At 67.0% G+C, this 11,979-nt stretch carries 15 protein-coding genes; 14 read left to right on the top strand and 1 reads right to left on the bottom strand.

Annotated elements, in window-relative coordinates; translation table 11 throughout:
- The first annotated feature begins 38 nt into the window (after positions 1-38).
- The 5 genes from lepB to recO are packed head-to-tail and all read left to right on the top strand — an operon-like array spanning position 39 to position 3,560.
- Positions 39-833: a signal peptidase I gene (lepB, locus tag ABB28_RS03480; protein ID WP_057507296.1), complete on the top strand. Its 795-nt coding sequence runs from the start codon at positions 39-41 to the stop codon at positions 831-833.
- Positions 834-863: 30 nt separating this feature from the next.
- Entirely contained in the window at positions 864-1,247 is a 384-nt protein-coding gene (locus ABB28_RS03475) for a DUF4845 domain-containing protein (RefSeq protein ID WP_042615281.1), read from the top strand.
- Positions 1,237-1,920 (top strand): ribonuclease III, encoded by a 684-nt coding sequence (gene rnc / locus ABB28_RS03470; protein ID WP_057507295.1) that lies wholly within the window; start codon positions 1,237-1,239, stop codon positions 1,918-1,920. Before ABB28_RS03475 ends, rnc begins: the two co-directional genes overlap by 11 nt.
- The gene (era, locus tag ABB28_RS03465; protein WP_057507294.1) at positions 1,917-2,813 is read left to right on the top strand and encodes a GTPase Era; all 897 of its coding nucleotides are present in this window, start codon (positions 1,917-1,919) and stop codon (positions 2,811-2,813) included. Before rnc ends, era begins: the two co-directional genes overlap by 4 nt.
- 24 nt (positions 2,814-2,837) lie before the next feature.
- On the top strand, positions 2,838-3,560 hold the full coding sequence (gene recO, locus ABB28_RS03460; protein ID WP_057507293.1) for a DNA repair protein RecO: 723 nt from the start codon (positions 2,838-2,840) through the stop codon (positions 3,558-3,560).
- 4 nt (positions 3,561-3,564) lie between these two features.
- On the opposite strand, the gene ABB28_RS03455 is transcribed toward recO, so the two are convergent.
- A complete protein-coding gene (locus tag ABB28_RS03455) occupies positions 3,565-4,299 on the bottom strand; it encodes an Hpt domain-containing response regulator (RefSeq protein ID WP_057507292.1) in 735 nt (244 codons plus the stop codon).
- Between the two features lie 126 nt (positions 4,300-4,425).
- Here ABB28_RS03455 and rlmD point away from each other — a divergent pair, with 126 nt between their 5' ends.
- The 9 genes from rlmD (at position 4,426) to ABB28_RS03410 (ending at position 11,659) form a co-directional block, all read left to right on the top strand.
- Positions 4,426-5,760 (top strand): 23S rRNA (uracil(1939)-C(5))-methyltransferase RlmD, encoded by a 1,335-nt coding sequence (gene rlmD, locus ABB28_RS03450; RefSeq protein ID WP_057507291.1) that lies wholly within the window; start codon positions 4,426-4,428, stop codon positions 5,758-5,760.
- 138 nt (positions 5,761-5,898) lie between these two features.
- Positions 5,899-6,414, top strand: coding sequence for a CYTH domain-containing protein (locus ABB28_RS03445; RefSeq protein ID WP_057507290.1), 516 nt, complete (start codon positions 5,899-5,901; stop codon positions 6,412-6,414).
- An 88-nt stretch (positions 6,415-6,502) separates the two neighbouring features.
- Positions 6,503-7,204, top strand: coding sequence for a DsbA family oxidoreductase (locus tag ABB28_RS03440; RefSeq protein WP_057507289.1), 702 nt, complete (start codon positions 6,503-6,505; stop codon positions 7,202-7,204).
- Between the two features lie 67 nt (positions 7,205-7,271).
- The gene (nagZ, locus tag ABB28_RS03435; RefSeq protein WP_057507288.1) at positions 7,272-8,279 is read left to right on the top strand and encodes a beta-N-acetylhexosaminidase; all 1,008 of its coding nucleotides are present in this window, start codon (positions 7,272-7,274) and stop codon (positions 8,277-8,279) included.
- Positions 8,279-8,836: a hypoxanthine-guanine phosphoribosyltransferase gene (locus tag ABB28_RS03430; RefSeq protein WP_057507287.1), complete on the top strand. Its 558-nt coding sequence runs from the start codon at positions 8,279-8,281 to the stop codon at positions 8,834-8,836. The genes nagZ and ABB28_RS03430 overlap by 1 nt, the downstream gene beginning before the upstream one ends.
- A complete protein-coding gene (locus ABB28_RS03425) occupies positions 8,836-9,582 on the top strand; it encodes an S-methyl-5'-thioinosine phosphorylase (protein WP_057507286.1) in 747 nt (248 codons plus the stop codon). Before ABB28_RS03430 ends, ABB28_RS03425 begins: the two co-directional genes overlap by 1 nt.
- A gap of 89 nt (positions 9,583-9,671) precedes the next feature.
- On the top strand, positions 9,672-9,875 hold the full coding sequence (locus tag ABB28_RS03420; protein ID WP_042614976.1) for a cold-shock protein: 204 nt from the start codon (positions 9,672-9,674) through the stop codon (positions 9,873-9,875).
- Between the two features lie 81 nt (positions 9,876-9,956).
- Entirely contained in the window at positions 9,957-11,219 is a 1,263-nt protein-coding gene (locus ABB28_RS03415) for an FAD-dependent oxidoreductase (protein ID WP_057507285.1), read from the top strand.
- A 173-nt stretch (positions 11,220-11,392) separates the two neighbouring features.
- Entirely contained in the window at positions 11,393-11,659 is a 267-nt protein-coding gene (locus ABB28_RS03410; RefSeq protein WP_042614974.1) for a hypothetical protein, read from the top strand.
- The last annotated feature ends 320 nt before the right edge of the window (positions 11,660-11,979 follow it).

Raw genomic sequence — 11,979 nt, 5'->3', positions numbered from 1 at the left:
CGGGCCGGTTGGCCCCGAGACGCTGCAAAGGACATTGAATGAAAGCGTTTGAGTTCCTCCTGGTTGCCTTGACCCTGGCCTCCGGCCTGATCCTGCTTGCCGACAAGCTGTATTTCGCCCGCCGCCGCGCCCGTCGCGCCGGCCTGCTGGACACCGAACCGGCGCTGGTGGACTACTCGCGCGCGTTCTTCCCGGTGCTGGCGATCGTGCTGGTGGTGCGCAGCTTCATCGCCGAACCGTACAAGATCCCGTCCAGTTCGATGATGCCGAACCTGCTGATCGGCGATTTCATCCTGGTCAACAAGTTCGCCTATGGCCTGCGCCTGCCGCTGACCAACACCAAGTTCGTGCCGATCAGCGAACCGGAACGTGGCGATGTGGTGGTGTTCCATTTCCCGGGCCACGACGACCAGGACCCGAACAAGGGCGAGAATTTCATCAAGCGCGTGATCGGCGTGCCGGGTGACCAGATCACCTTCGAAGGCAACGGCCTGATCCTCAACGGCCAGCCGGTGGAGTACGAAGACAAGGGCATCTACGCCGGCCATCGTGGGCATGGCGAAGGGTCCAGCCTGCTGGTCGAAAAGCTGCCGGGCCGCACCCACACCGTGCTGGAGACGGCGTATCCTGCCGGCCAGGGGGAATGGACCGTTCCGGCGGGCCGCTACCTGGTGATGGGCGACAACCGTGACAACAGCGATGACGGCCGTTTCTGGGGCCTGCTGCCGGAGCAGAACCTGCGCGGCAAGGCGTTCCTGATCTGGCTCAACTGCTCCGGCTGGTTCTGCAAGGACGGCTTCGAACCGTCGCGGATCGGCTCGGGCGTCAATTGATTCATCCACGCGTATCTGGGGAGAAACGCAATGAACAGCATGAAGGCGCAACGTGGCATCACCCTGACCTCCTTCCTGGTGGTCCTGATCGTGGTCGGCTTTTTCCTTTACGTGGGCATGAAGCTGTTCCCCATGTACCAGGAAAACTATGCGGTCCGTTCGGCAATGAAGAGCCTGGCCAATGAGCCCGGCATCGGCAGCATGCAGCCGGCCAACATCCAGAAACTGCTGTTCAAGCGCCTGTACATCAACTACTCCGAGAACGTGAAGCCCGCCAACGTGAAGTTCGACCGCAAGGACAATGGCTGGACCATGCGCGTGAACTACGAAGTGCGGCGTCCGTTGATCGGCAACATCGACGTGGTCGGCAAGTTCGACTCAACCCAGGACCTCAGCCGTAGCGGTGTCGAATAAAACTTTCCAACGTGGTGACCTGATCGGCCACCCCTTCGCCAATGCGGACCTGCTCACGCAGGCCCTGCGGCACCGGTCTGCCGGCGTACCGAACAACGAGCGCCTGGAGTTCCTCGGCGACAGCATCGTCAACATGCTGGTGGCCCAGGCGCTGTACGCGCGCTGGCCGAAGGCCGACGAGGGCGCGCTCACCCGCGGCCGCGCCGAACTGGTGCGCGAAGGCGCGCTGGCCGAGCGCGCCCGCGAACTCAAACTGGGCGAGCGCCTGGTGCTGGGCGCCGGCGAAATGAAGACCGGCGGCCACCGGCGCGATTCGATCCTCGCCGATGCCTTTGAGGCGGTGGTGGCGGCGATCTACCTGGACGCGGGCTTCGACGCCTGCCGCGCGGTGGTGCTGCCCTGGTTCGAAGCGGCCATGGACGCCCTGCCGGCGACCGGACGGCCGGAAAAAGACCCCAAGACCCGGCTGCAGGAATGGCTGCAGGGCCGACAGAAGGCGCTTCCGGCGTACGAACTGGTGTCAGAATCCGGTGACGACCACGCCAAGACCTTCCGGGTACGCTGCAACCTGACAGAACCGGCCGTGTGCACCGAGGGCGAAGGCTCCTCGCGGCGGCTGGCCGAACAACAGGCGGCTGCGGCCGCGCTTGACCTACTGGTGGATTCAAAGTGACCGAACAGACCCCTCATCGTTGCGGCAGCGTTGCTGTCATCGGCCGCCCCAACGTGGGCAAATCGACCCTGACCAATGCATTGGTAGGGGCCAAGGTCAGCATTGTCTCCAACCGGCCGCAGACCACGCGCCACCGGCTGCTGGGCATTGCCACCTATCCGGAAGGCCAGCTGGTGCTGGTGGACACGCCCGGCCTGCATAAAGTGCAGAAGCGGGCGATGAACCGGGTGATGAACCGTGCCGCGCGCGGATCGCTGGAGGGCGTCGACGCCGGCCTGCTGGTCATCGAAGCCGGCCGCTGGGACGAGGAAGACAGCCTGGCCTTCAACGTGCTGCGTGATTCGGGCATCCCGGTGGTGCTGGTGGTCAACAAGGTCGACCGCATGAAGGAAAAGGCCGCACTGCTGCCGTTCCTGCAACAGATCACCGAAGGCCGCGAGTTCGCTTCGGTGCATCCGATTTCCGCGCAGAAGCGCAACGGCCTGGAAGCACTGGTGCGTGACGTGCTGGCGCTGGTGCCGGAAGCCCCGCCGATGTTCGGCGAAGACGAAATCACCGACCGCAGCCAGCGTTTCCTGGCCGGCGAACTGGTGCGCGAGCAGCTGATGCGCCAGCTCGGCGAAGAGCTGCCGTACGCCACCACCGTAGAGATCGAGCGCTTCACCGAAGACGGCAACCTGCTGCGCATCGGTGCGGTGATCTGGGTCGAACGCGAAGGGCAGAAGGCCATCGTGATCGGCAAGGGCGGTACCCGCCTGAAGGATATCGGGGCCAAGTCGCGCATGCAGATGGAGCGCTTGTTCGGCGCCAAGGTGTTCCTGGAAACCTGGGTGCGCGTGCGCGAGGGCTGGTCCGACGACGAGGCCGCGCTGAAGGCCTTCGGTTACGAATAAGCAGCGCCTGCGGGGCTGGCCCTGATGCAGATCGCGTCCGAACCGGGCTTTGTCCTGCACGCGCGGCCCTACCGCGAGACCAGCCTGCTGGTGGAGGTGCTGAGCGCCTCGCACGGGCGGCTGGGCCTGCTTGCCCGCGGCGTTTCCAGTGCGAAGGGGCAGGTGCTGCGCGCGGCCCTGCAGCCGCTGCAGTGGATCCGTTTCGACGCGGTCCAGCGCGGTGACCTGGCACAACTGCGTGGCGCCGAGGCGCTGGACGCCGCCCCCCGCCTTGCCGGCAATGACATGCTGGCCGGCTTCTACCTGAATGAGCTGGTGATGCGGCTGGCCCCGCGGCACGACCCGCTGCCGGACCTGTACCGGGCCTACGGCGAGGTGCGCGCCCGCCTGAGCCTGGAGCTTTCATTGGCGTGGAGCCTGCGCCGCTTCGAACGCGACCTGCTGGAGGCGCTGGGGGTCGGTTTCGACTTGGCCTGCGCCAGCGATGGCAGCGCCGTGGATCCGGCCGCGCGCTACCTGCTGGATCCACAGGAAGGCCCGCGCCGGCTGCTCAGCGAGCGCGATGGGGAAGGGCGGCGCGGTACCGCCACCGGCGCTGCGCTGCTGGCGCTGGGGCGCGATGAAGAACCCGGCGCCGAGGACCTGGCCAGCCTGCGCCTGCCGATGCGGGTCGTGCTGGCCTACCACCTGGGCTCGCGCGGGCTGAAATCCTGGGAACTGCTGGACGACCTGGCACGCCGCCGCTGAGGGGTCAGTGCAGCAGCGCGGCGACGGCGTCGCGGAAGCTGGCCTGCGCCATGTGCGAGGCCGGCATCTGGTGCAGGGTGCGCACCGCGCGGCTGAGGCGGGCAGCACCGACGAAACCACAGCTGGCCTGCAGCCGGTGCAGCTGGTTGCGCAGCGCCGGCTCGTCATGGCGGTCCACCGCCTGGTCGACCGCGTCACGCACGCTCGGCAGCTCGGCCAGGAACAGCTCGCGCAGCGCCACCAGGTGGTTGCGTTGCCCGTTGAGCGCGGCCAGCGCGGTGATCTCGTCCCAGTCCTGGGCCTCGTTCAGCATGATGGGCTGGATCGGCGCGCTGTCCACCCGGTAACGGGCGCCTTGGCCCAAGGCGCGACGCACGCCCTTGAGCAGGGCATCGCGGCCCAGCGGCTTGACCAGGATGTCGCCGAATCCGGCATCCCGCAGGCGCCCATGCGCGGACGCGTCGCGATCGGCGGTATGCGCCAGCGCCGGGGTGTCCGGGTGCTGCCGGCGCAACTGCTGCAGCAACTCGCTGCCATGGCCATCAGGCAGGTTCGCATCGATCAGCCACAGGTCGTAGTGGCGGACCTGGGCACGGGCGAGCGCGGCGTTGAGCGAGTCGGCGGTATCCACGTCCGCTGGCAAGGTTTCCAGCGCGGCCTTGAGGAAACCACACGTGATGATGTCGTCCTCGACCAGCAGGAAACGGGGTCGCGCGGGGCGCGGCGTATTCGTCTGCATAAGGCTGCCTCCATGTCAGCTACGCTGCATATTAAACACCGCGCGCCGCCTTGCAAGGGTGGAGAAGCGATTTTCGCCCTGTTCTGAGACAATACGCGCCCTTTTTCACACGCAGCCCCTCGCCACGTGGCCCGTCAACGTTCCCGCATCGACCGCACCCTCTTCAGAACCGACATCCTCGACCTGAGCCACGACGGCCGCGGCGTCGCACGCCGTGATGGCGAAGGGGGCAAGGTCACCTTCATCACCGGCGCGCTGCCGGGTGAAGTGGTGATGGCCGAACAGACCGCGCGCAGCAAGCATTTCGACCAGGCGCGCACCGTCGAAGTGGTGGAAGCCTCGCCGCTGCGCGTGCAGCCGAAGTGTCCGCATTTCGGCGTCTGTGCCGGCTGCGTGCTGCAGCACCTGGAAGAAAGCGAGCAGATCGTGGCCAAGCAGCGGGTGCTGATGGACAACCTGCAGCGCATCGGCCACGTGCAGCCGCAGCAGGTGCTGCCGCCGCTGGTCGGCGACAGCTGGGGCTACCGCCGCAAGGGGCGCTTCTCGGTGCGTCGGGTCGAGAAGAAGGACAAGACCCTGGTCGGCTTCCGTGAGCTGGATCCGCGCTTCGTGGCAGACCTGTCGCTGTGCCTGACGGTGATTCCGGAGATCGGCACCAAGGTGTCGGTGCTGTCGGCTTTCGTCGAATCGCTGGATGGCCGACGCGACATCCCGCAGATCGAGTTCATCGCCGGTGACGAGGCGATCGCGCTGACCATCCGCCACATGCAGCCGCTCAGCGAGGCCGATCGCGCGGCCTGGATCGCGTTCGGGCAGGAACACGGATTCGCCATTTTCCTGCAGCCCGACGGGGTCGACTCGGTCCACCCGCTGTGGCCGCAGGAGGTTCCTTTGTCGTTCCGGCTGGCGCCGTGGGACGTGGAGCTGGCGTTCCGCCCGCTGGACTTCATCCAGGTCAACGCCAACCTCAATGTGAAGATGATCGAGCACGCACTGGCGCTGCTGGATGCCGGCCCGCAGGAGCGCGTGCTGGACCTGTTCTGCGGCCTGGGCAACTTCACCCTGCCGCTGGCCCGCGGCGTGCGCGAAGTGGTCGGCGTGGAAGGCGATGCCGGGCTGGTGGCGCGCGCGAAGGAGAACGCGCAGCGCAACGGGCTGGGCAACGCCAGCTTCCATGCCGCCGACCTGACCCAGGACCAGCGCCAGGCCCCGTGGATGCTGGAAGGCTTCGACAAGCTGCTGCTGGATCCGCCGCGTTCGGGCGCCATCGAGGTGCTGCAGCAGCTGCCGCTGGAGCAGTTCAAGCGCATCGTCTACGTCAGCTGCCATCCGGGTTCGCTGGCGCGCGATGCCGGCTACCTGGTCAACGAGCGCGGCTTCACCCTGGTCAGTGCCGGGGCGATGGACATGTTCCCGCATACCGCACACGTGGAAAGCATCGCGGTATTCGAAAAAGCCTGATCGGGGCGGGTGACCCTCGGTCGCGGTGGGTGAACGCTGGTCGTGGTGGGTGACCACCGTCGGTCATGGTAAGTGACCACCGTCGGTCATGGTGGGTGACGACCGTTGGTCGTCACGCGCTTCCCGCATAATCACCCCATGGGCATTGAAATCGAACGGAAATTCCTCGTCGCCGGTGACGGTTGGCGGGCGGCGGCGCACGCGGTCATCCCGATGGCGCAGGGCTATATCAACGACATGGGCGCGCTGGACCGCGGGGACCAGAACGCCTCGGTGCGGGTACGCATCGAAGGCGACGGTGCCGCACTGAACCTCAAGTCACGCACGCTGGGCCGCAGCCGGCAGGAGTTCGAATATCCGATTCCGGTAGCGGACGCACGTGAGCTGCTGGCGCTGTGCGTGGGCGGCCTGATCGACAAGCGCCGGCACCTGGTGCAGCACGAAGGCCTGCTGTGGGAGGTCGACGAATTCCTCGGCGACAACGCCGGGCTGGTGGTCGCCGAAGTGGAGCTGGAAGACCCGGACCAGGCGATCAGCCTGCCGGCCTGGGCCGGCCGCGAAGTCACCGACCAGGCGCGCTACTACAACGTCGCACTGGCCTCCCACCCGTACGCCCGCTGGTCTCCCGGCGAGAAGGGTGCCGGCGGGGAGTGAGTCGCTGCCGACGCGTCCCGCCGTGCCAGAAACGAGGTGGTCGCCTGCGTCCCCTTTATCGCCGGGCGGTCGTCCCCATGTCGGGGGGATGAAGATCGACATTTATTCCGACGTGGTGTGTCCGTGGTGCTGGATCGGCAAGCACCGCTTCGCGCAGGGTCTTGCGCTGCTGGGCGATGCGGTGCCCGCGCTGCAGGTGCAGTGGCAGCCGTTCCAGCTGGATCCGGACGCCGATGCCACGCCGGTGCCGCTGCGTGAGGCCTATGCGCGCAAGTTCGGTGGTGCCGAGCGCACCGAGCAGTTGCTGGGCCAGACGCAGGCCACCGCACGCGCCGAAGGGCTGCCGATGGATTTCAGTCGTGGCCAGGTCCGCGTGACCACGCTGCAGGCGCACCGCCTGCTATGGCTCGCTGGCCAGCACGGGGTCCAGGATGCGGTGGGCGAAGCGCTGTTCCGTGCGCATTTCGAACACGGGCGCAATCTCGCCGATCCGCAGGTGCTGGCCGGGGCCGGGATCGAGGGCGGACTTGCCGCTGACGACATCCAGGCGATGCTGGGCTCGGACCTGGGGCTGGCCGAGGTGCAGCAAGGCCTGCAGCACGCCCACGCCATCGGCATCACCTCGGTGCCGACCTTCGTCATCGACGGCCGTTGGGCAATCCAGGGTGCGCAGTCGCCGGAAGCGATCGCCCAGGCGCTGCGCCAGATCGCCGCCGAACGCAGCGAAGCCGGCGCTTCCGACGCGCTGGACGCTGAAGACGGATGTGGCCCGGACGGGTGCAGGGTCTGACGCTGGGCCACGCTTCTGCGACAATGCGGCGCTGCGCCATCGTGGCGCCCGTCGTGGAGACCTGAACATGCTGCTGATCGGCGTTGCCGGTACCGAACTGACCGCCCAGGAGCGTGACTGGCTGCAGCACGATGCCGTGGCCGGCGTGGTGCTGTTCAAGCGCAATTTCGCATCCCGCCAGCAGATCGCCGAATTGTCCGCCGCCATCCGCGAGGCAGCACCGCGTCCGCAGTTGATCTGCGTGGACCAGGAAGGCGGACGCGTGCAGCGCTTCCGCGAGGGCTTCACCGATCTGCCGCCGCTGCAGCAGATCGGCCTGGGCCATGCGCAGGATCCGCAGGCCGCGCTGGCCGCTGCCGAGCAGCACGCCTGGCTGATGGCCAGCGAGGTGCGCGCCAGCGGCGTGGACCTGAGCTTTGCGCCGGTGGTGGACCTGGGCCATGGCAACCGCGCCATCGGCGATCGCGCATTCAGTGAAGATCCCCAGGTGGTGGCCGCATTTACCGCCGCCTACGTGCGCGGCATGCACAGCGCCGGCATGGCCGCCACGCTCAAGCATTTCCCCGGCCACGGCAGCGTGCTGGAAGACACCCACGTCGATACCGCGATCGACCCGCGTGGGCTGGATGAACTGCAGCAGCGCGACCTGGTGCCTTTCGTGGCCGGGATCGCCGCCGGCGCCGATGCGGTGATGATGGCCCACGTCATCTACCCGCAGGTCGCCCCTGAACCGGCCGGCTACTCGCGGCGCTGGGTGCAGGACATCCTGCGTGGACAGCTCGGCTTCCGCGGCGTGGTGTTTTCCGATGACATCGGCATGGCCGCCTCGTTCAGCGCCGGTGGCGTGAAGGCCCGCGTCGATGCGCACCTGGATGCCGGCTGCGACGTGGTATTGGTCTGCCATCCCGAGCTGGTGGACGATGCGCTGCAGGCCATGCAGCATCGCACCTCGAACACTGCCGCGCTGCTTGGCCTGATCGGCCGCGGCGCACTTGGCTGGGACGGCCTGCTGGCCGATGCCCGGCATGGCGACACCCGAACCCGTTTTCTCGAATCCTCTGGAAGAACCGTCTGATGCCCAACCTCACCATTTCCCAGGCCCTGGAACAGGCTGACCTGCTGGTCGACCGCCCCACCATCGACCAGGCCATCGGCCGCATCGCCGACGCCATCGCCAGCGATTACAAGGGCGAAGTGCCGTTGTTCCTGTCGATCATGCATGGCGCGCTGCCGTTCGCCGGCCAGCTGGCGCTGGAACTGGGCGCACGCGGCCAGGACGTGCAGTTCGACTACCTGCACGCCACGCGTTATCGCGGCGAAACCACCGGCGGCGACCTGGTGTGGAAGCACAAGCCGGCCACTGCATTGTTCGGCCGCCGCGTGCTGCTGGTGGACGACATCCTGGACGAGGGCTACACCCTGCAAGGCGTGCGCACCTGGTGCCTGGAGCAGGGCGCCACCGACGTGCGCATCGCCGCGCTGACGGTGAAGAAGCACGACCGCGCGCTGGCCGACGTGCACGCCGATTACGCCGGCGTGGAACTGCCGGACCGCTATGTGTTCGGCTTCGGCATGGACGTCAACGAGACCCTGCGCTGCGTGCCGGCGATCTACGCGATGAAGGAAGGCTGATGCAGCCCATCGCCCTGGCGGTCATCGGCGGAACCGGCGTCTACAACCTCGCCACGCTCGATGACGTGCAGACCCACGAGGTCGAAACCCGCTTTGGTACGCCCTCCGGTCCGATCCGGGTCGGCAGCCTGCTGGGCCACCGGGTGGCTTTCCTGGCCCGCCATGGCGAGGGCCATTCACTGCCCCCGCACAAGATCAACTACCGTGCCAACCTTGCTGCACTGCAGCAGATCGGCGCGTCGCGCGTGCTGGCGCTGAATACGGTCGGCGGCATCGGCGATGACTTCGGTCCGCGCGTCCTGGCCTGCCCGGACCAGATCATCGACTACACCTGGGGCCGGATCTCCACCCTGTGTGAGGAAGCGGGCAGTGACGTCCTGCACGTGGACTTCGGGCATCCCTACACGCCCATGCTGCGAAGCAAAATTCTTGCGGCCGCAAAGGTGACGGGCGTCACAGTGCGGGACGGTGGTTGTTATGCTGCAACGCAAGGTCCGCGCCTGGAAACCATTGCGGAAATCGCGCGTCTGCGCCGTGATGGCTGTGACCTGGTCGGCATGACCGGCATGCCCGAGGCGGCCCTGGCGCGTGAGCTCGGGCTTGACTACGCCTGCCTTGCGATCGTGGCCAACTGGGCCGCCGGCTGTGGCGATGGGGAAGAAATCACGATGGCCGAAGTACTCTCCAACGTGCAGGCCGCGTCCAACGGATTGCCCGAACTGATCGGGGAATTGGCACGGGGGTGATTGTCATCCTCGGGCAAGGTTTGCATACTCGCCCCGTGCGCAGGGTTTTTGCGCACACCACCCATTCATTGCAAAGGTCTCGCATCAACATGGCAACAGGTACCGTGAAGTGGTTCAACGACGCCAAGGGATTTGGCTTTATTACTCCGGACGACGGCGGCGCTGATCTGTTCGCGCACTTCTCCGCCATCCAGGGCAATGGCTTCAAGTCCCTGCAGGAAGGCCAGAAAGTCACCTTCGAAAAGACCCAGGGCCCGAAGGGCGACCAGGCATCCAACATCCAGCCCGCCTGATCCATTCAGTCGCGTGTTGGAAGAACCCCGCTTCGGCGGGGTTTTTTTTTGCCTGCCGCGCCGATCAGGCACAATCGCAGGATGGATCCCCGCATGCGCATCGCCGTCATCGGCTACGGCACCGCTGGCCAGGCATTGGCCATTCTGTTGTCCCGCGACGAACACCACGTCGACATCTTCGAGCGCGCGCCCCGCCCTGGGCCGGTCGGCGCCGGCTTCCTGCTGCAGCCCAGCGGCCTGCAGGTGCTGTGGCAGATGGGCCTGCTGGATGCGGTGCGCGCGCATGCCGCACCGGTGCACCGGTTGCACGGCGATACCCCCTGCGGGCGGGCGGTGATGGACATGGGCTACGACGGCCTGGATGCGCGTCTGCACGGCCTGGGCATGCAGCGTGGCGCGCTGTTCCAGCTGCTGGACCAGGCGCGTGACGGCCTCGGACAGCTGCATGCAGGCGTCACCATCGCATCGGTCGACCACGAGCGCGGGCTGCTGCACGACGGCGAAGGGCGCCAGCACGGGCCGTATGACCTGGTGATCGCTGCCGACGGCTCCGCATCGGCCCTGCGTGCGCAGGTCGGGGGGACGTCGCTGGACCGGGTGTACCCGTGGGGCGCCCTGTGGTGCCTGCTGCCGGCCGAGGATTGGCCGCATGTGAGCGAACTGCGCCAGCGCTACGTGGCGGCGCGCAAGATGATCGGGCTGCTGCCGGTCGGCACGCGCCCCGGGGATGCCACGCCGCGGCTGAGCTTCTTCTGGAGCCTGCCGCGCGAGGACTTCGCGCGCTGGGAGGCCGATGGCCTGCAACCGTGGCTGGATGAGCTGCACGCGCTGTGGCCGGAGGCCAGCCCGCGCTTCGCGCACCTGCAGCAGGCGGGGCAGTTGGCGCGCGCCTCCTACCGCGACGCGGTGATGCGGCGCTGGCACAACGGTCGGCTGGTGCTGGCCGGCGATGCGGCGCACTCCATGAGCCCGCAGCTGGGGCAGGGCGTGAACATGGCGCTGCTTGACGCGCTGGCCCTGCGTGACGCGCTGCGCGTGCATGGCAAGGGCGAGGCCGCCCTGCAGGCGTACCAGGCGCAGCGACGCGCGCACGTGGCCGTGTACCACTACTGGAGCCGCTGGCTGACGCCGTTGTTCCAGTCCGACCGCGATGCCTGGTCGAAGGCCCGTGACGTGCTGCTGGGGCCGATGGGGCGCTTGCCGGGGGGAAGGGGCCACATGCTGCGCGTGCTCAGTGGCACCCAGCGCGGCTGGCTGGGGAAACTGCCGCTGGACCCGGCGTTCATCGACGCACTGGGCACGCCACCGGCCACGGCGGATGGGGGCGCGTTGAGCGTTGCGTGAACGCTGCGGTGGGCGGAGTTGACGGCCGGCTCACCTCGTTCATGGCAAAACAGGGGGGAACGCACGCACCGCGTGGCCCCCGCACTGTTCCGTGATCCTGCATCGCGCCCCGGCGGGCGGCCTGCCGCTGCTGCCCCCTCTGGCTCGGGCGAGCCGCATGCAAGGAGTCCCCCATGTTGTTCTCGGCTGAAGCGCTGGAATCGGAAATCTGCAAACTGCGCGGGTTGCTGCAGATGCTGCACGAAGACCAGCCTGACGTGCTGGAAGATGTCTTCGAGTTCCATGTTGGCAGCCTGATCAGTCATTCATCTCCGGAGCAGCACGGTTACATCCGTACGTGTGCGCAGGAAATGCTGGCCACGATCCGGGCGCTGCCCCGGCGGGTAGAGAGCCGTGGGCCGGATTTCCGCCTGATGCCGGAGATGCTGGCGGTCGCGTGAGTTTCTCGCGCTGCGCGCGGGCTTGAAGCCAGAGCCAGAGGCCAGAGCCAGAGCCAGAGCCAGAGCCAGAGCAAAAGCTGCATGGCTGGTTGGTGGTGGGGCGGGGCGGCTGTGCAGGACACGCCGCAAGTACGTCCATGTAGGCTCGCTTTTCGCATCCATGCGAAAAGCGAGCCTACATGGACGTACTTGCGGCGTGTCCCTCTGTCTTCTACCCATCTGAAGCTGCCGACGACGCTTTACGTCGAGATTTCGGTGGTAGACGTCTCATTTCAAACAAAAAACAAATAGCACATAGACAATGAACAACAAAATCAACA

This window comes from Stenotrophomonas chelatiphaga (assembly GCF_001431535.1).
In the GTDB taxonomy this organism is placed as follows: domain Bacteria; phylum Pseudomonadota; class Gammaproteobacteria; order Xanthomonadales; family Xanthomonadaceae; genus Stenotrophomonas; species Stenotrophomonas chelatiphaga.
Note: the sequence above shows the minus strand (reverse complement) of the source record. Positions and strands in the feature narration are given on the sequence as shown.

Coding starts and splice junctions, on each gene's coding strand:
- ABB28_RS03440 (WP_057507289.1), top strand. CDS start 6,503: ATGAAGATCGACATTTATTCCGACGTGGTGTGTCCGTGGTGCTGGATC.
- ABB28_RS03455 (WP_057507292.1), bottom strand. CDS start 4,299: ATGCAGACGAATACGCCGCGCCCCGCGCGACCCCGTTTCCTGCTGGTC.
- ABB28_RS03420 (WP_042614976.1), top strand. CDS start 9,672: ATGGCAACAGGTACCGTGAAGTGGTTCAACGACGCCAAGGGATTTGGC.
- ABB28_RS03410 (WP_042614974.1), top strand. CDS start 11,393: ATGTTGTTCTCGGCTGAAGCGCTGGAATCGGAAATCTGCAAACTGCGC.
- ABB28_RS03475 (WP_042615281.1), top strand. CDS start 864: ATGAACAGCATGAAGGCGCAACGTGGCATCACCCTGACCTCCTTCCTG.
- ABB28_RS03430 (WP_057507287.1), top strand. CDS start 8,279: ATGCCCAACCTCACCATTTCCCAGGCCCTGGAACAGGCTGACCTGCTG.
- ABB28_RS03445 (WP_057507290.1), top strand. CDS start 5,899: ATGGGCATTGAAATCGAACGGAAATTCCTCGTCGCCGGTGACGGTTGG.
- ABB28_RS03425 (WP_057507286.1), top strand. CDS start 8,836: ATGCAGCCCATCGCCCTGGCGGTCATCGGCGGAACCGGCGTCTACAAC.
- ABB28_RS03415 (WP_057507285.1), top strand. CDS start 9,957: ATGGATCCCCGCATGCGCATCGCCGTCATCGGCTACGGCACCGCTGGC.
- lepB (WP_057507296.1), top strand. CDS start 39: ATGAAAGCGTTTGAGTTCCTCCTGGTTGCCTTGACCCTGGCCTCCGGC.
- recO (WP_057507293.1), top strand. CDS start 2,838: ATGCAGATCGCGTCCGAACCGGGCTTTGTCCTGCACGCGCGGCCCTAC.
- nagZ (WP_057507288.1), top strand. CDS start 7,272: ATGCTGCTGATCGGCGTTGCCGGTACCGAACTGACCGCCCAGGAGCGT.